This window comes from Edaphobacter sp. HDX4, from assembly GCF_036877565.1.
Lineage (GTDB): Bacteria > Acidobacteriota > Terriglobia > Terriglobales > Acidobacteriaceae > Edaphobacter.
Genome location: NZ_JAEDXW010000005.1, coordinates 14,797 through 32,013, shown reverse-complemented (window position 1 = coordinate 32,013; position 17,217 = coordinate 14,797). Strand labels below are relative to the sequence as shown.

Sequence of the window (17,217 nt, the reverse complement as noted above, 5' to 3'; positions counted from 1 at the left end):
AGACCGTTCAATCCGGAGCGGCGAAGACGTTTCCCTTGCGAGGAAAAGTCATCAGCACCGACGCTACGCATGTCACGCTTGCCCATGATGCCATCCCAGGCTTTATGGAGGCGATGACCATGCCTTACAAGCTGAAGGATCCCAGCGTTGTGAGCGAGCTTCATCCGGGCGACACGATTACTGCTACGCTGCACGTGATGCAGGACGAAGGCGGATATCACGACGCAGTAATTGATGACATTGTTGTGGTCGCACAGGCCAGGCCCGACTACAAGCCCGCCAAGCAGTATCACATTCCGCAGGTGGGAGACCCTGTTCCGGACTTCAGCATGCTCAACCAAAACGGCCGAGTGCTTCATCTGGATCAGTTCCACGGCAAGATCCTGGTGGCGACGTTCATCTACACCCGCTGTCCACTGGCTGACTATTGCCCACGTATGACGCACAACTTCGCCGATATCGATAAGACCCTGGCAAAGGATGCTGCGCTCTACAAGGAAACGCATCTGCTCAGCATCAGCTTCGATCCCAAGTACGATACCCCGGCTGTACTCCGGAGCTATGGCGGAGCCTATACAGGCCAATACGGCAAAGAGAAGTTTGCTCACTGGGACTTCGCCGTGCCCCCGCAGAAGGAGCTGGACAAGGTGCTTGAATTCTTCGGTGTCGGTGTAACGCCCGGCGAGAATGCGACTTTAACCCATTCGCTCTCGACCGTGGTCATCGGCAAGGACGGCAAGATCGATGCGTGGTATCCGACGAATGACTGGAAGCCCGCAGAGGTTGTCGAGGCGATAAAGAAGGCAGCTGCTGCTTAGCGCATCCTCACCCTACATGCCGCATATATAGGCCTCAAGGTGCCGGATCGTCTCTTCCTGTTCGCTGATGATCCAGTTCACCAGATCTCCGATCGACACAATTCCGACGACTTTTTCATTCTCAAGAACCGGAAGATGGCGGATACGGCTTCGGGTCATGGTGATCATGCAGTCTCCGATGGTGTGTTCAGGCGAGACGCACAGCGGCGGGGCTGCCATGATCTCGGAGACTTCTGTGTCCTTGGACGACCGCCCCTGCAGGATTACCTTACGGGCATAGTCTCGCTCGGAGATCACTCCCACGAGCTGATCCTCCTGCATGACCAGGAGAGCACCGATCTCCTTTTCAGCCATCATCTCCATGCAGTGATACACCGAGGTGGTTGGCGCAACAGACCAGATGCCGCGCTTCTTTCTCTTAAGAACAGTCGTGATCTTTGTTGCCAGTTCGCTCATGGGGCGGTCTCCTGACGGGGAAAAGATCTGCCGGGCCTGTGCGTTGGTTTCTGGGCAGGTCAGCAGCTTAGTCCTACCCGGGCCGGTTTGGCAAAGAAGTTTGCTGGTCTCAACGCCCTGGCTTGAAACGTATGACAGGCAATCAGTTATCCTTGAGTTCTCAAGATTGAAGGGAGTTCTGGTTTATGGCGAAGATGACAGTTGGCTTCGGGGTCCTGCTTATTCTGCTTGCGGTGATCGGTTTTGTGGCGACCGGAAGTGCGCACCCAACCGCACTGATTCCCGCCGGGTTCGGGATCCTGTTCGTGATCTTCGGAGTTCTTGCAAATAGTCCCGACCCGAAACGCCGGATGCTCTGGATGCACATCTCGGTGACCCTTGCCCTGCTGGCATTTCTGGGGACTCTCACGGCGGACGTTCAGGCCATCAAGATGTCCCATGGCACGGTCTATCCTCATCCCGCAGCGGTGTTGGAGAAGGCAGCAATGTCTCTGTTTTCGCTGATCTATGTGCTGTTTTGCGTTCGCTCCTTCATCAACGCCCGTAGGACACTGGCCTAGCCGTTCCGGGAGTAGGAACAATTGCGGCCCGCTCGGGACCGGCAGTTTCCGGCAGGCGTACACTGGCAATAAGATGCCGTCGATCGGACCTTCCAGTTTCGGAGCCCCGGGAATGAAAGCTGCAGACCGTCCATCCCGCAGCCATAGAGCTCTATCGAACGCTCCGGCGAAGCAGAAACCCAATCTACAACGCGTGCTTCCGGAGATGTGGGATCTGATGAAGCCGCGGCGCTGGCTCTTGGCCGGAAGCTTCCTCCTGATGGTCATCAATCGCGCCAGCGGGTTGGTCCTGCCTGCTTCTACCCGTTATCTCATTGATAACGTGATGGCCCGGCACCTCCTGTACCAGCTTCCCATCATCATCGGAGTGGTGGTAGCCGCGACGGCCTTGCAGGGCGTCACCTCGTACACTCTCACCCAGCTTCTCTCCAAGGAAGGTCAGCGGCTGATTGCAGAGCTGCGCATCAAAGCTCAAAGGCATATCGGCAAGCTGCCTGTTGCCTTTTATGACGCGAACCGGACAGGGGCCCTGGTGGCGCGCATCATGTCAGACGTGGAGGGCGTGCGGAATCTGATCGGAACCGGAATCGTTGATTTTCTCGGCGGCCTGCTGACGGCATTGTTTGCATTCGGCTATCTCATCCACCTCAGCGTACAGATGACCATCGTGACGTTCATCATTCTGGTCGTCTTCGGACTGATTCTGCAGCGCGCCTTCAAGACCATCCGGCCGATCTTCCGCGAACGCTCGAAGATCAATGCTGAGGTCACCGGTCGTCTGACCGAATCTCTCGGCGGAGTTCGAGTCATCAAGGGGTATCATGCCGAGGACAGCGAGGCCCAGGTCTTTGCCTCAGGAGCCCATCGGCTGCTCGCGAACGTCATCTCCTCTCTAACGGCACAGTCCCTGATGTCCCTGGCGTCCACCATGGTGCTCGGCGTAGTCGGAGCGCTGGTAATGTATCTCGGCGCGCATCAGGTTGTTGCCGGCAGGCTCACGACGGGTGGGTACGTCACCTATGTGATGTTCCTGGCCTTCATGATTGCGCCGATCGTTCAGCTTGTCTCGATCGGAACACAGCTTACTGAGGCGGCAGCAGGACTGGATCGGACCGCTGAACTTCTTTCAGAGCAGACAGAAGATGCAGAACCCGGACGTACGAATAGCCTCGGATCCATTCGCGGCGAGGTGGGTTTCGAAGACGTTACGTTTGCGTACGAGCCAGGGAAGCCGGTCCTGCACGGTATCAGCTTTGCATCACACCCCGGAACGGTGACTGCGCTCGTCGGCTCATCGGGCTCCGGGAAGTCGACCATTATCTCGCTCGTGTGCGCGTTCCATACCGCTACGACCGGCAGCGTTTTGGTCGACGGTGTGGATCTTGCTACCGTGCGTCTGGACAGCTATCGCAGTCAGCTTGGCGTGGTATTGCAGGAGACCTTCCTGTTCGACGGCACGATCCGCGAGAACATCCTGTTCTCCCATCCCTCGGCCACGACAGAACAGTTCGAAGAGGCGTGTCGCATCGCTCGTGTCGATGAGTTCGCAGAGCGCTTTCCAGAAGGTTACGAGACGATTGTGGGCGAGCGGGGAGTCAAGCTGTCGGGGGGCCAGCGACAGCGGCTGTCCATTGCGCGTGCGATCCTCGCCAACCCCCGCATCCTCATCCTGGACGAAGCTACCAGCTCGCTCGATTCCGAGTCAGAGGCCATGATTCAGGAGGGGCTGAATCACCTGATGGAAGGCCGCACAACCTTCGTCATAGCCCACCGGCTGTCGACGATTCGCCGCGCCGACCAGATCCTGGTGATCGAACAGGGAAATATCGTGGAACGCGGAACCCACGAATCGTTGTATGCATTGGGAGGTCGCTACTACGACCTCTATACCCGCCAGCATGGCCTGGAGACGAACCTCTTCCTGGCTCCCGGCGAGGGCGATAAGGTTGAGGAGGCTGAAACGACCGAAGTTTAGTGGTGGTTCCAGCCGTTCTCCTTAGGACTCGATGCCCAACTCCCGCAGAAGAAACGCGTAGTCGAAGGCGATCTCCTTCAGGTAGTCATAACGACCTGAAGCTCCCCCATGCCCGGCATCCATGTTGATGTGGAGCAGCAGAGGAGTGTCGTTCGTCTTGAGAGTTCTCAGTCTGGCGACGTATTTGGCGGGTTCCCAGTACATGACCTGCGAGTCGTTGAGACTGGTCTTCACCAGCATTGCCGGATAGTCGCCACGCTTCAGGTTGTCGTAAGGAGAGTACGAGCGCATGTACTCGAAGGCTTCGCGCTCGTTCGGATTCCCCCATTCTTCATATTCGGCGATGGTCAGGGGCAGGGAAGCATCAAGCATGGTATTCATCACGTCGACGAAAGGTACGTGCGAGAGGACTGCGCGGAAAAGATCGGGGCGTTGATTGACCACTGCGCCCATTAGAAGACCGCCGGCGCTCCCTCCCTCGATGGCGACTTTGTCTTTTGCTCCGTAGCCCTGAGCGACAAGAGCTTCAACCACAGCAATGAAGTCAGTGAATGTGTTTCGCTTGACCATCATCTTGCCGGCATCGTGCCAGGCATCTCCGAGGTCGCCGCCGCCGCGGATGTGTGCATAGACAAGCACAACTCCGCGGTCCAGCAGGGACAGCCTTGCCGGGCTGAAGCCAACGGGAAGAGGATAGCCGTAGGAGCCATACCCATAGATGTAGATTGGGTTTGCACCGTTCTTCTGGAAACGATCTCTGCGATAGACAAGTGAGACCGGCACCTGGATGCCATCCGGTGCCGGGATCCAGAGACGCTCGGATGCATACCTTGCTCGATCGAAGCCGCCCGGAATCTCCTGCTCCTTAAGCAACTCGGATGTACCTGCCTGGACGTCATAGTCGTAGATAGACGCCGGAGAGACCAGAGACTGATAGCTGTAGCGGAATTTCGTCGTCTCAAACTCTCGGTTCACGTGGCCCATAGCTGTGTACGTTGGCTCGGGGAACGCTATCGTCCTGGGTTGCTGAAGGGTGCTGTCTGCTTCAAAGAGGCTGACGGAGAGTGAAGTTAAGCCTCTTACGCGTCTCGAAAGCACGCAGAATCCGGCGAATACGTCGAAATCTTCAAGTGGAGACTCTCTATCTTCGGGAATGAATTCGGTCCACGCCTCCCGGCCTCCGCCGTCGACAGGGACGGTAACCACGCGAAAGTTTTTGCCGGTGTCGTTGACCCGGATGTAGAAGAGACCATTCCTGTGATCGACGTAGTACTCCTGCTCGTCAACCCTTGGAGCGATGACGAGGAAGACGCCGCCCGGTGTATCTGCGGATAGATAGCTGCACTCATTTGTGGTGTGGCTACCGGCCTCCATCATCAGGTATCTGCCGTCGCGCGTCTTTCCGACACCGAGGTTGAAGCGTTCATCCTTCTCTTCGCAAACCAGAGCGTCCTCGCTGCTCGGATCGCCCAGCCTGTGGCGGAAGAGCTTGTCCTGCCGTTTCGTGACCTCATCTTCCGTGGTGTAGAAGAGCGTTCGCGAATCATTGGCCCACACGAGTGAGCCGACACGCTCCGCTGAATCCGTATACTCCTCCCCGGTCGACAGATTGCGAATATGCAGGGTGTATTGGCGGAAACCGGTATTGTCGGTGGAATAAGCGAGCTTCTCGTCATCCGGGCTGATGCTCATGCCACCGAGCGCCATGAAGGCCTGTCCTTCGGCAAGCTGGTTGACGTCCAGGATTACATCCTCAGGCTGGGCTGGATCGTATCTGTCTCCGACCGCCTTACGCCGGCAATGGATCGGGTACTGGCTTCCTTCAAGGGTGCGCGTGTAGTAGAACGAGCCGCGTTCGCGGAAGGGCACCGACTCGTCAGTTTCCTTGATATGCGAGAGCATCTCGGTATACAGCTTCGCCTGCAGCTCCTCGGTCGGCCTCATCGCCTCGGTGGTGTATGCATTCTCGGCTTCGAGGTACTGAATGACCTCGGGCGACTCCTTGACGCGCATCCAGCGGTAGTCGTCCTCAAGCGCATGGCCATGCAGGATCGTCGGGGTCGGCTCCCGACGGGCTATCGGGGGAACTGCCATGGCTGGCAAGGCCTGTTTCGCGGTATCGATCTTGGGCGAGGTATCGGTTGTCTTTTCCATTGCTGACAAAAGCATACCGCGTCCGTACTTGTGATCCAGGGCAACCTCCCGGCGATGCATCGCACTAATGGAGAAGCAGAGTCAGCAGTTGCATTTAGGACTACAATGAACCGCCGTTAGGAGGCCCCTCTATGAAAGGTTTTGTTCTCCCCTCCCTTGTGTTTTGCTCTTTAATCGTCCCGGCATCTCTCGTATGCGCGCAGTCCGACTCGATGATGCAGCCGCCCTCGGCCTCGCAGACGCAGCCCAACCAGCCTGGTCGTCCGGCGGCTCCAACGACCTCGATGCAGGATTCAAGTGGCGCTCCTGCAGACTCAGCGCAGCAGATGAAGGACAAGATGTTCGTGCATAAAGCTGCCGAGGGAGGGCTGGCAGAGGTAGAACTAGGTAAGCTTGCCTCGCAAAAGAGCGGGAACGCGGATGTTCAGGCATTTGGTAAGAGAATGGTCGAAGACCATACGAAGTTGAATCAACAGATCGCCCAGATCGCAGACACCATCGGTGCACGTATCCCGAAGAAGATGGGTAAGGACGAGCAGGCCGAGTATGACAAGTTAAGCGCGCTCTCCGGTGATGAATTCGACAAGGAATACATCGCCTGCATGGTGAAGGATCACCACAAAGATCTGCGGGAGTTCCGGATGGAGGCGAGCACAACGCAGGACGCCGATCTCAAGGCTGCGGTCGAGCAGGCTTCCCAGGTTATCCATGACCACATGGTCACGGCTGACAAGATGGCACACGATCGCGGAATTCCGATGCCGGGACATCACCATCATCCCGCCGAGTCTTCCGCCACTCCGCCTCCAGCGCAGTGATCAGGGCTAGAGCCTGATCGTTCGCAGGCGAGCTGTATCCTTCGCACTTACCTCGAAGCGTAGAATGAGTGGGATATGACTCGTGTTTCACGATGGCTGGGAACTGCTCTACTGATTTTGCTGCCGATAGCTCTCTTCGGTGAAACGGTAAAGTCTCTTCCCGCCCCGAACGGATATATCAACGACTTTGCTGGTGTGCTTTCGCCCTCCACTAAACAGGAGATGGAGATGTTGTGCGGCCAGGTGGACCGCCAGGCGCATGCGCAAATCGCCGTTGTAACCATCAACAAACTTGAGAACGACCAGACTATCGAGGAGTTTTCGACCGAACTCGAAGACAAGTGGGGAGTCGGCAACAAGGACGATCGCGGTGTCCTGATGGTACTTGTCATGTCTCCCCGCCGTGGCCGAATCGAGGTGGGCTACGGCCTCGAGGGAATCCTCAATGACGCGAAGGTCGGGGACATTGGCAGATCCATGGTTCCGGCAGCCAACCGGGGCGACTACAACACGGCGGTTCCATTGGGAGTGCGGCAGTTAGCCGGTATCATCGCCCAGGACGCCGGAGTAACCCTAACGCTTCCAGCGCATCAATATCGCAGGCAGGGTGCTCGAGAACAGCCTGCTCCCTTGAGCCTTACCCAGGTTCTTCTTGGCGGCGGTGCGATTATTCTCCTGCTCTTCTTTCTGGCCCGCACCGGAAACCTCGGGCTGATCTTCTTCTTGTTAGGAAGCCTCATGGGCGGAGGAGGAAGGGGCTATCGTGGGGGAGATGATCGCGACGGTTGGGGTGGCGGCGGAGGCGATGGGGGCGGATTTGGTGGTTTCGGCGGTGGCAGATCAGGTGGGGGAGGAGCCAGCTTCTAGGTTCGCTCTATCTCAGGTGGCTATAAAGGCAGCATCAGTGCGCAGGGATGATACAGTACAGCCGGTAGGTCTTCGGCCAGGAAAGCTAAGGAAAGGAAACAGGTTAGAGAAAAAATGAAGCCTTTATGGATTGTTCTCGGCGTGGTCGGGCTCATTGTTGTCCTTCTGCTCTTTGTAGGCGGAAGTTATGTGAGCACGAAGAATACGCTCGTCGAAAAAAATGAAGCGATCAACCAGGCGTACTCCCAGGTCAATGTTGTCCAGCAGCGTCGGCTGGATTTGATACCCAATCTTGTTGCCTCGGTAAAGGGATATGTGGCAGAAGAATCGACGGTTCTGACAAATATTGCGAATGCGCGCGCAGGTGTCTTGGCAGCGGGTTCAGACCACTCCGCCAATATCGATGCCAACCGGAAACTGGATGTAGCTCTAGGACCGTTCTTCCGGCTCCAGGAGCAGTACCCAAACCTAAAGGGCAACGACCAGTTCATGCGCTTGAACGACGAGCTGGCTGGGACGGAAAATCGCATCGCTGTGGAAAGGCAGCGATACAACCGCGTTCTTGAGGACTACAATGTTTACGTTCGGCAGTTCCCTAATAGCATCTGGGCCGGTATGGCCGGATTCCACTATCGGGATGAGTACTTCAAGGGGAACCCCGAAAACAGTGTCGCGCCCAAGGTCGACTTCTCAAAATAAGAGACTGCCGAGTGAACCTTGGCACGAAGAAAGGGCCGTTGCTCTTAAGCAACGGCCCTTCTTATTTCCCGCTGGAACCGTAGAGTCATTGCGTCCAGGATAGAAGAGGACTACTTCGTGAACGAGGAGATTGCAGTTGCTTCGTCGTCACGCACATCGAACACCGTGTAGAGCTTGGTGATCTGCAGCAGGTCCTGAACCTTCTTCGTCAGGTTGAGCAGTTTCAGCTCGCCGCCTGCATTCTTGACTGTTGTGAAAGCGCTGACGAGTTCCCCGATTCCTGAGCTGTCAATATAGTTGATATTCCCGAGGTTCAGAAGAATCTGCTTCTGACCCTTGCTCAGCAGATCGCGAACCGCGTCGCGAATCGTTACGCTGCCTTCGCCGAGGGTAATACGGCCGCTCAGATCCAGGATAGTGACGCCGTCCACTTGGCGGGTAGATACTTTCATGCTCATGATTACTGTTCTCCTTAGGTCCCCGACTTCGCGGGTGTGCGGTGCTTGATGAGAGTGAGCTCGGTGCCCGGATGCAACTTGCGAAAGTTTACCTCATCCATGAACGAACGAATCAGAAAGATACCTCGGCCTGATCCTCGCAGAATATTTTCCGGCGCGAGCGGGTCTGGAAGCGTGGTGGGATCGAGCCCGGGGCCCTGGTCGGTGATGCGAATAACAAGATCGTTCGACGTCGTCTCGAAAGAGGCGGTGATGTGTTTATTGAGATCGTATGCATTTCCGTGCAGTACAGCGTTGACCGCAGCCTCGCGAACCGCCATCGCGATGTAGGGAATCGTGTCTTCGTCGAAGCCGGCGCGCTGCGCGTACTGCTCCGCCGTCTGCTCAATCTTGTTCACACTGTCCAGTGTTGAATCGAGAGTGTAACTGACGCGGCTTGTCGTTGAGTCGGCCAAGGCTGTCCTTGAAGTTCTTACGTGCACGTCGTCAGTGGCAGACAACAGCGATGATGGCAGTGTGCTTGTGCTTTTCTCGAATGTCAAGATTTGCTCCCTTCGCTACAGCGTCCACCGCTGTCCGGGCACTAACCATCCCGGAGATACCTAACTAAACACAACATCTGCTCTATCGGCAAATCCTTGTTGGCTAAACTGCGAAGAAACAGGCTTTGAATGCGGCGCCCGATTACCTCGGTGCGTGCGGCGTGTCTTCCAGGACAAACGCTGATCGCGCAATCACGGCCACAATCCTGGTGCTCGATGGAAGACGACTCCATCTCTCAATAGCCAAATCGGTTACCTATGTACCATGAACGAAGCCACGCACGGATCGTCTTCCCGTATCTAGATATCCGCGCCCTCTTCCATCGTCCTGCTGGTCCCGGGAGAGACCAATATCTGAGAATCTGCGGAAGAGGGACAAGGTTCGCTGACGAGCGGAGAAGATGTCCCATGCTGTATCCCGCTCAAGGGCGGGGTGGCCGATGACCAAGGCACAAGTATGCAAAGTCTGGTAATCTCGCGCGAGCAGCCATGACCCGAAATGGAAACGAGAGGACGACAGTATCAGCGTTGGTGGGCAATGCAATCACCGACTCCCGCGGCGCTCTGCTGGGTCGTGTCCATGAATTTGCCGTCCTGCCTGGGGACGACTCTTCCCGCGTCCAGGGCCTGATTCTCAAGCTTTCCACCAAAGTCAGCGACAGGAAATGCACGATGGCGCCGATTCGTGATCTGCAACGATTGGGGCGCGAGCTGCGACTTGGGGACGGGGCCTTCCTCATCGCTCCTCCTCAGGATCCCACACTCGTCCTGCTGGAACGCGATCTGCTGGATCAGCAGATTATTGATGTCCATGGCAGAAAAGTGGTCCGCGTCAACGACGTGGTTCTCGACTGGGAGCACACCCCGGATGGGGGACTTTCTTTACGGATCGTCGAGGTTGAGGTAGGTCTTCGGGGAGCTGTCCGGCGCCTTCTCAAGGGACTCCCCGCGAATACTGTGGAGACTCTGGCATGTCGGTTCAGTCCCAGCCTCATCCCGTGGGACTTTGTAGACCTTATTGATCCCTCTCGGCGCGTCCGCCTGAAGGTAGACCAGGACAGACTGGCGCAGATGCACCCCTCAGATATTGCCGACATCCTGGAAGAGTTGGCTCCCCCCGAGCGCCAGGCGCTCTTCGAGAGTCTCGATGAGGAAGTAGCAGCGGAGACCCTGGAAGAGGTTGAGCCACGGTTGCAGAAATCGCTGATTCAGTCGCTGGGATCGGAACAGGTCGCGGGCATCGTGGAAGAGATGGATCCGGGAGCAGCTGCCGACCTGCTGGCCGAGCTCTCAGATGAGAAATCCGAGGCCATTCTGGGCGAGATGAGCCCGGAAGAGCGGGACGAGGTCAAGGAACTGCTCGAGTTCTCTCAGGACTCTGCTGCTGGTCGAATGACCACTGAATACATCGCTCTACCGGCATCTTCTACGGTCGCCGATGTTCATACCGCATTGCGTCAGTTCGAAGGGGATATCGAACTGGTCACCGATCTCTACCTTCTGGATGAGAAAGATCGTCTCTCGGGAGTAGTCCCCATCGTTCACATTCTCCTGGCTAACGCTGGCGATGTTCTTGCGGAACTACCCCATGGCCATCTGATTACCTGCCAGGTGGATACTGGGGGCCGAAAAGTGGCTGAGCTCTTTGACAAGTACAATCTTCATTCCCTGCCAGTGGTTGACGTCGACCGAAAGCTGGTTGGCGTGGTTCATGCGGAGCAGGTGATCGCGCTTCTGCGGGATCAGTAAAAAGTCCCTGCAATCAGACATAATGGGAATGGGATGAAGATTCTTTACGCCGGAAGCCTGTCCGCCAACGACTCCGCCCTATACCGCCTGTGGGCGCTTGAACGTCTCGGGCACAAGGTCATTCCTCTCAATTCAATCTCTTACGCCGCGACCAATCCTATTGTCCAACGGATCGTCTTTCGGCTGGTCATGGGCCCCCAGGTGGATCGGCTGAACCGGGATATTCTCGAGATGGCTGAGCGGGAGCGGCCTGACGTGGTATGGGCTGACAAGCTGCTCTGGATGAAGCCGAGCACGGTTCAGCGGTTACGCTCGCTTGGCATCGTCACGGTAAGCTACATGATCGACAACGCTTTCGGGCCCCGTAGAGACCCAGGCTGGCGCCTCTATATGAAGACCATTCCGCAATACGATCTTCATGTTGTGCAGCGAAGCAAGAACATTGAGGATTACCGATCCCGCGGAGCTCGCGACGTGATCAAAATCCAGACAGCCTACGAACCCACACTGCAATTTCCGCCTCCCGCTGACTGGTCTGATCGCAATCGCAACCGCGAGGTCTCTTTCTGCGGTACGCCCTATGACGACCGCGCCTCCGTTCTTGCGAGGCTGTCTAACGAGTTCGGCGTCGTGATCTCCGGTTCCGAGCGAAGTTGGAAGCGCGCTCTTGGCCCCGATCAGTTCACGAAACTCTACCGTGAGGGGGAACTGCACCTCGACAAATATCGCGACGCCATCTGGCGTTCCAAGATCAACCTGAGCTTCATCACGCACTCTAACCAGGACGAATTTGTACACAAAAGCTTCGAGATCGCCGCGTGCGGCGGCTTCCTGCTCGCCGAAAGGTCTCAGGGGCATCTGGATCGCTTTGTGGAGGGTGAAGAAGCCGTCTTCTTCACGGGCTACGACGAGCTCGCAGCTCAGATTCGCCGCTATCTTCCGGACGAGTCTGCCCGTGCCCGGATCGCGGCAGCCGGTCAGCGTCGGGCAGAGCGCGACGGCTATCACAACGATCGGCAGGTAGGGCTCATCGTGGAGCGGATCGAGTCGATCTTGCGCTCGGAGCCCGAATCGACTAGTCGCTGACGGTCACGACCCGGATTTCGGCGAGATTCCGGACCTAGCGCTGCGGCTTTTTGTCGCCGCTGGAGACCAGCTTGAGTCCATCGTCTAGGAGAGGGAGGCCGTCGACGCTGGTTGCCACGATAACCTCGGCCTGATGCTCGGGTGCCTTCGACCTCGGTCAAGGGATAGAGCACCCAGTATTTGTCGGTTCCTTCAGCGGCGAGGTAGCTATGCAGCATCCGGCGGTGGGTGTCGGGACCTGCGGGAAACCCGGCCTTTTCCCAGAAGATCCAGCGCAAGCGTCGATAGCTACTTTGGCTGCGAGATACCCTCAGGCCATTCGCCTGCGGAGTCTTCCCGCTACAGGCTATACTTTACCTATGTCCATCGTTCGCAATGCCGCTGCCATCGCCAAGGGAATGAGCGTTACGCTGAAGGAGGCTTTTCAGCCTACGGAAGTAGAGAATTATCCCGACGGCAAAGGGCCTATGCGCGGCGCGAAGTTCCAGGAGCGATTCCGCGGCAAGCATCAGCTGCAGCGCGACGAGAACGGCCTGGAGAAGTGCGTAGCTTGCTTTCTTTGTGCAGCGGCCTGTCCTTCAAACTGTATCTACATCGAGGCGGCTGAAAATACAGAAGAGAAGCGCATCTCAAGCGCCGAGCGATATGCCAAGGTGTACAACATCGATTACAACCGCTGCATCTTCTGCGGTTACTGCGTGGAAGCCTGCCCGACCGATGCCATCACTCACGGGCATGGGTTCGAACTCGCGTCGCTGAACGCAACTACGTTGGTGATGCGCAAGGAGGATCTCCTGGTGCCTTCTCCAACTGTCCCCGATGTTGTGCTTTCAGACAAGGACAAAGCCGAGGTTCTGGCCTAAACCGCAGAGCGCCAGAAATATGGGATTCAGCGGTTCGAAGCGTCGGCTTGCGGAGACGCGAAGTGAATCGCGCGATGCCGGAAAGACGTCAAATAGAGATGATTACAGCCCCGTTCCACCCTTTGCAGAAGGTGCTTGAGAGTCGAATCGCCATCATCGATGGAGCGATGGGCACGACGATTCGCACCTATGGAATGACGGAAGCTGACATTCGCAGCGAGCGCTTCAGAGATGCGAAGAAGGATCTTCTGAACAACGGCGACCTGTTCTCGTTGACCCAACCGGAGATGATCGGCGACATCCATCGCCGTTTTCTGGAGGCAGGTGCCGACATCATCGAGACAAATACCTTCGGCGCGACCAGCATCGCACAGAGCGAGTTTTTTGTGGACGATCCTCGCGAACATGGGGGCCGGAAGAATCCCGAGTTTTACCAGAAGATCATCGATGACAAGTTCCTCGGCGATCTTGCCTGGGAGATCAACGAGCAGTCCGCTCGTCAATGCAGGGAGTGGGCGGATCGTGTCGCAAACCAGACTGGACGCCAGCGATTTGTCGCCGGTGCGGTCGGGCCGCTCACAGTGTCGCTTTCAAACTCGCCGGACGCCGACGATCCGGGCTTCCGCGTTGTGACCTTCGACCAGGTGAAGACAGCGTATGCGCAGCAGGTCCGCGCGTTGATCGCTGGAGGCTCTGACCTGCTGCTGGTCGAGACGATCTTCGATTCTCTGAACGCCAAGGCGGCTCTGGTGGCCATTCGAGAAGTCTTCGATGAGGATGGCACGGTGTTGCCAATTATGATCTCCGCGGCCGTCGGCCGAGGTGGCGAGACGATGATCTCCGCACAGACAGTCGAAGCTTTCTGGAACGCTGTGGAACATGCAAAGCCGCTCTCCGTTGGCCTCAACTGCTCGCTGGGGCCGGACCTGATGTATCCGTTCCTCGAAGAGTTATCGCAGAAGACAACAGCCGCGGTCTCTGCTTATCCGAATGCGGGTTTGCCGAACCCACTCTCCCCGACAGGATTCGACCTCAATCCGGAAGATATGGCTCGCTATCTTGCTGAGTTTGCCGAGGGAAATCTGATCAACATCGCTGGCGGATGCTGCGGAAACACCCCGGAGCACATAGCCGCTATCGCGAAAGCTCTTGAGGGCAAGGCTCCGCGGTCGCTTCGCCGCGCCGAAGCAGAGGTCGCTGCGTGAGTGTATTGGAAAGCAGCTCCGCGGTGGCGGAGACAAAGCCACTGCGCCTCTCTGGCTCGCAACCTTTCACCCAGCAGCCGGGCGTCTTTATCATCCTCGGGGAGCGGACCAATGTCGCCGGCTCTCCGAAGTTCGCCAGGCTCATCAAGGAAGGCAAGTACGAGGAGGCTGTCAGTGTAGCGCGGCAGCAGGTAGAGAACGGCGCCAACGTCCTTGATATCTGCATGGATGAGGGCATGATCGACGGCGTCGCCGCGATGAGTCGCTACCTGCAGCTTCTCGCGAGCGAGCCCGAGGTGGCCAAGGTCCCCTTCATGGTGGACTCCTCCAAGTGGGAGGTCATCCAGGCCGGATTAAAGTGCCTGCAAGGCAAGGGAATCGTGAACTCCATCTCTCTGAAAGAGGGAGAGGACAAGTTTCGGGAGAATGCGCGGACAGTCCTGAAGTACGGGGCTGCGGTTGTGGTCATGGCTTTCGACGAGCAGGGCCAGGCCGCGACCTACGAAGACAAGATCCGTATCTGCGAGCGCGCTTACAAAATCCTCGTCGACGAGGTTGGCTTCCCTCCGGAAGACATTATCTTCGATCCGAACATCCTTACAGTCGCCACCGGTATGGAGGAGCACAACAACTACGCGGTCGACTTCATCAATGCGACCCGTTGGATCAAGCAGAACCTGCCCCATGCCAAGGTCTCAGGTGGTGTCTCAAATATCTCCTTCAGCTTCCGCGGAAACAACAAGGTCCGAGAGGCCATGCACTCGGCATTTCTGTATCACGCTATCGGGGCAGGCCTCGATATGGGCATCGTTAATGCCGGTCAGCTTGAGATCTACGAGGAGATCGAGCCACAGCTGAAGGTGCTGGTCGAAGATGTGCTGCTCAATCGCCGCCCTGATGCCACCGAGCGGCTGGTGGATTACGGAGAAGCTCTGAAGGCTGCCGGATCCGATTCGACTGCGACCGAGAAGAAGGCAGAGGCGTGGCGCAGCGGTACGGTCGAGGAACGGTTGTCGCATGCCCTGGTAAAGGGAATCGACACCTACATCGAGGGTGACACGGAGGAGGCGCGCGCGAAGCTGGGCCGCCCTCTCCTGGTGATTGAAGGCCCCCTGATGGACGGGATGAGCGTCGTCGGTGATCTCTTTGGAGCCGGCAAGATGTTCCTGCCTCAAGTGGTAAAGTCCGCGCGCGTAATGAAAAAGGCGGTCGCATACCTGACCCCGTTCATGGAAGCCGAGAAGGCTGCGATGGCGGCTGCGGGGCAGGAGGTAAGGACCCAGGGCAAGATCGTCCTTGCCACGGTGAAAGGCGACGTCCATGACATCGGCAAGAACATCGTCGGGGTCGTGCTGGCCTGCAACAACTACGAGGTGATCGACTTGGGCGTGATGGTTCCGGCCGAGAAGATCCTGGAGCGCGCCCGAGAGGTTCGGGCTGATATTATCGGGTTGAGCGGTCTCATCACGCCGTCCCTCGATGAGATGATCCACGTTGCACGAGAGATGGAGCGGCAAGGCTTCAGGCAGCCTCTGCTGATCGGCGGAGCCACCACCAGCCGCGCCCACACAGCCATCAAGATTGCGCCGCACTACAGCCAGCCGGTCATCCATGTCCTCGATGCCAGCAGGGCGGTTCCCGTATCGACCAGTCTGCTGAGCGACGAGAGCAGGGACACCTTCGTGGAGCAGCACCAGGCCGAGTACGAGGCCGTGCGGAAGTCTCATGCCGCGCCGCGGCTGAAAGCTCTTCCTCTGGAAGAGGCGCGCCGCCGCGGGACGCCGATCGACTGGCGCGTGGAAGACATAGCCGTACCCGAGTTTATGGGCGTCCGCGTTCTCGACAACTTCCCTCTGGCGACATTGCGCGACTTTATCGACTGGTCTCCGTTCTTTCACGCCTGGGGTCTCAAAGGCATCTATCCGCGCATCTTCGATCATGCGGAGTACGGCATCCACGCGCAGCAACTGTTCAAGGAAGGCAATACGCTGCTGGACCGCATCATCGAAGGGAATCTGATCACCGCGAGAGCAGTCTACGGATTCTTCCCCGCAAACGCAGTGGGCGATGATGTCGCGGTCTACGCGGATTGCACACACGCACAAGAACTCGCCCGCTTCCATTTCTTGCGCCAGCAGGTGAATCGTGAGGGAACCGAGCCCTGCCGATCGCTGGCAGACTTTATCGCTCCAACGGAGACTGGGCTCCACGATTCTATCGGCGCGTTCGCGGTGACCAGTGGAATCGGTCTCAAAGACCTGTGCAACCGCTTCAGGGCAGAGAACGACGATTACAGTGCCATCATGGCCGAGGCCATCGCGGACAGGCTGGCCGAGGCGTTCGCCGAGTGCCTGCACCTGCGCGTTCGCGAGGAGTGGGGGTACGGACGAGACGAGAAGCTAACCAATGACGAGATGATCCAGGAGAAATACCGGGGCATTCGCCCAGCTCCCGGATACCCCGCCTGTCCAGACCACACGGAGAAGGGAACCATCTGGCAGCTGCTCGATGTGGAGAAAAACACAGGCATCCAGATTACGGAGTCCTTTGCGATGTGGCCGGGTTCGAGCATCAGCGGAATCTACTTCGCTCATCCGAAGTCGCGTTACTTCAGTCTGGGCAAGATCGATCGCGATCAGGTTGAGAGCTACCATCTCCGCAAGGGAATGAGCGTGGCAGACGTGGAGCGCTGGCTGGGTCCCAATCTGAACTATGATCCCTCCTGAATCCAGTTCTTCGACACTAAGACTGACATGATTTAGTCCGTTGAAAAGACAGTCGGAACGCCTCAAGGCGGATAAAATAAAGGTGATGATGGCTTGCCCGGGGTCCTGGGCGGGTACTTCGACCCCGAAGGTGAATCGTGAAAGAACATGGATAGGCAGGCAATTCTTCATCTCTGCAGCCGGGAGAACTTACGTCCCCTTCGGGACAAAATTCTTAGCATATCGGGGTTCGAGGTTGATT

At 57.4% G+C, this 17,217-nt stretch carries 15 protein-coding genes; 11 read left to right on the top strand and 4 right to left on the bottom strand.

The genetic code is table 11. The features are described 5' to 3' along the window. Nucleotides 1–35: 35 nt before the first annotated feature. The gene (locus JAO29_RS06770; RefSeq protein ID WP_334267432.1) at nt 36–818 is read left to right on the top strand and encodes an SCO family protein; all 783 of its coding nucleotides are present in this window, start codon (nt 36–38) and stop codon (nt 816–818) included. Between the two features lie 12 nt (nt 819–830). On the opposite strand, the gene JAO29_RS06765 is transcribed toward JAO29_RS06770, so the two are convergent. After that, nucleotides 831–1,274 (bottom strand): CBS domain-containing protein, encoded by a 444-nt coding sequence (locus tag JAO29_RS06765; RefSeq protein WP_334267431.1) that lies wholly within the window; start codon nt 1,272–1,274, stop codon nt 831–833. Between the two features lie 185 nt (nt 1,275–1,459). On the opposite strand from JAO29_RS06765, the gene JAO29_RS06760 reads away from it, so the two are divergent. Continuing rightward, nucleotides 1,460–1,834: a hypothetical protein gene (locus tag JAO29_RS06760; RefSeq protein WP_334267430.1), complete on the top strand. Its 375-nt coding sequence runs from the start codon at nt 1,460–1,462 to the stop codon at nt 1,832–1,834. 112 nt (nt 1,835–1,946) lie between these two features. Further along, nucleotides 1,947–3,809, top strand: a complete 1,863-nt coding sequence (locus tag JAO29_RS06755; protein ID WP_334267429.1) for an ABC transporter ATP-binding protein — start codon at nt 1,947–1,949, stop codon at nt 3,807–3,809. A gap of 21 nt (nt 3,810–3,830) precedes the next feature. On the opposite strand, the gene JAO29_RS06750 is transcribed toward JAO29_RS06755, so the two are convergent. Continuing rightward, on the bottom strand, nt 3,831–5,903 hold the full coding sequence (locus JAO29_RS06750; protein ID WP_334267622.1) for a S9 family peptidase: 2,073 nt from the start codon (nt 5,901–5,903) through the stop codon (nt 3,831–3,833). 191 nt (nt 5,904–6,094) lie between these two features. Here JAO29_RS06750 and JAO29_RS06745 point away from each other — a divergent pair, with 191 nt between their 5' ends. The 3 genes from JAO29_RS06745 (at nt 6,095) to JAO29_RS06735 (ending at nt 8,347) form a co-directional block, all read left to right on the top strand. Next, on the top strand, nt 6,095–6,781 hold the full coding sequence (locus tag JAO29_RS06745; protein WP_334267428.1) for a DUF4142 domain-containing protein: 687 nt from the start codon (nt 6,095–6,097) through the stop codon (nt 6,779–6,781). A 75-nt stretch (nt 6,782–6,856) separates the two neighbouring features. Next, nucleotides 6,857–7,648 (top strand): TPM domain-containing protein, encoded by a 792-nt coding sequence (locus JAO29_RS06740; RefSeq protein WP_334267427.1) that lies wholly within the window; start codon nt 6,857–6,859, stop codon nt 7,646–7,648. 114 nt (nt 7,649–7,762) lie between these two features. After that, entirely contained in the window at nt 7,763–8,347 is a 585-nt protein-coding gene (locus tag JAO29_RS06735) for a LemA family protein (protein WP_334267426.1), read from the top strand. Nucleotides 8,348–8,457: 110 nt separating this feature from the next. On the opposite strand, the gene JAO29_RS06730 is transcribed toward JAO29_RS06735, so the two are convergent. Then, nucleotides 8,458–8,805, bottom strand: a complete 348-nt coding sequence (locus tag JAO29_RS06730; protein ID WP_334267425.1) for an STAS domain-containing protein — start codon at nt 8,803–8,805, stop codon at nt 8,458–8,460. Between the two features lie 14 nt (nt 8,806–8,819). Further along, nucleotides 8,820–9,260: an ATP-binding protein gene (locus JAO29_RS06725; RefSeq protein WP_334267424.1), complete on the bottom strand. Its 441-nt coding sequence runs from the start codon at nt 9,258–9,260 to the stop codon at nt 8,820–8,822. Nucleotides 9,261–9,836: 576 nt separating this feature from the next. On the opposite strand from JAO29_RS06725, the gene JAO29_RS06720 reads away from it, so the two are divergent. The 5 genes from JAO29_RS06720 to metH all read left to right on the top strand — a co-directional run bounded on the left by JAO29_RS06720 (nt 9,837) and on the right by metH (nt 16,976). After that, nucleotides 9,837–11,096 (top strand): magnesium transporter MgtE N-terminal domain-containing protein, encoded by a 1,260-nt coding sequence (locus JAO29_RS06720; protein ID WP_334267423.1) that lies wholly within the window; start codon nt 9,837–9,839, stop codon nt 11,094–11,096. 33 nt (nt 11,097–11,129) lie between these two features. Beyond that, nucleotides 11,130–12,182 (top strand): CgeB family protein, encoded by a 1,053-nt coding sequence (locus JAO29_RS06715; protein WP_334267422.1) that lies wholly within the window; start codon nt 11,130–11,132, stop codon nt 12,180–12,182. Between the two features lie 359 nt (nt 12,183–12,541). Further along, the gene (gene nuoI, locus JAO29_RS06710) at nt 12,542–13,045 is read left to right on the top strand and encodes an NADH-quinone oxidoreductase subunit NuoI (protein ID WP_334267621.1); all 504 of its coding nucleotides are present in this window, start codon (nt 12,542–12,544) and stop codon (nt 13,043–13,045) included. A gap of 98 nt (nt 13,046–13,143) precedes the next feature. Further along, nucleotides 13,144–14,250, top strand: coding sequence for a homocysteine S-methyltransferase family protein (locus tag JAO29_RS06705; RefSeq protein WP_334267620.1), 1,107 nt, complete (start codon nt 13,144–13,146; stop codon nt 14,248–14,250). Further along, complete coding sequence (gene metH, locus JAO29_RS06700) at nt 14,247–16,976, top strand: methionine synthase (RefSeq protein WP_334267421.1); 2,730 nt, start codon at nt 14,247–14,249, stop codon at nt 16,974–16,976. The genes JAO29_RS06705 and metH overlap by 4 nt, the downstream gene beginning before the upstream one ends. The last annotated feature ends 241 nt before the right edge of the window (nt 16,977–17,217 follow it).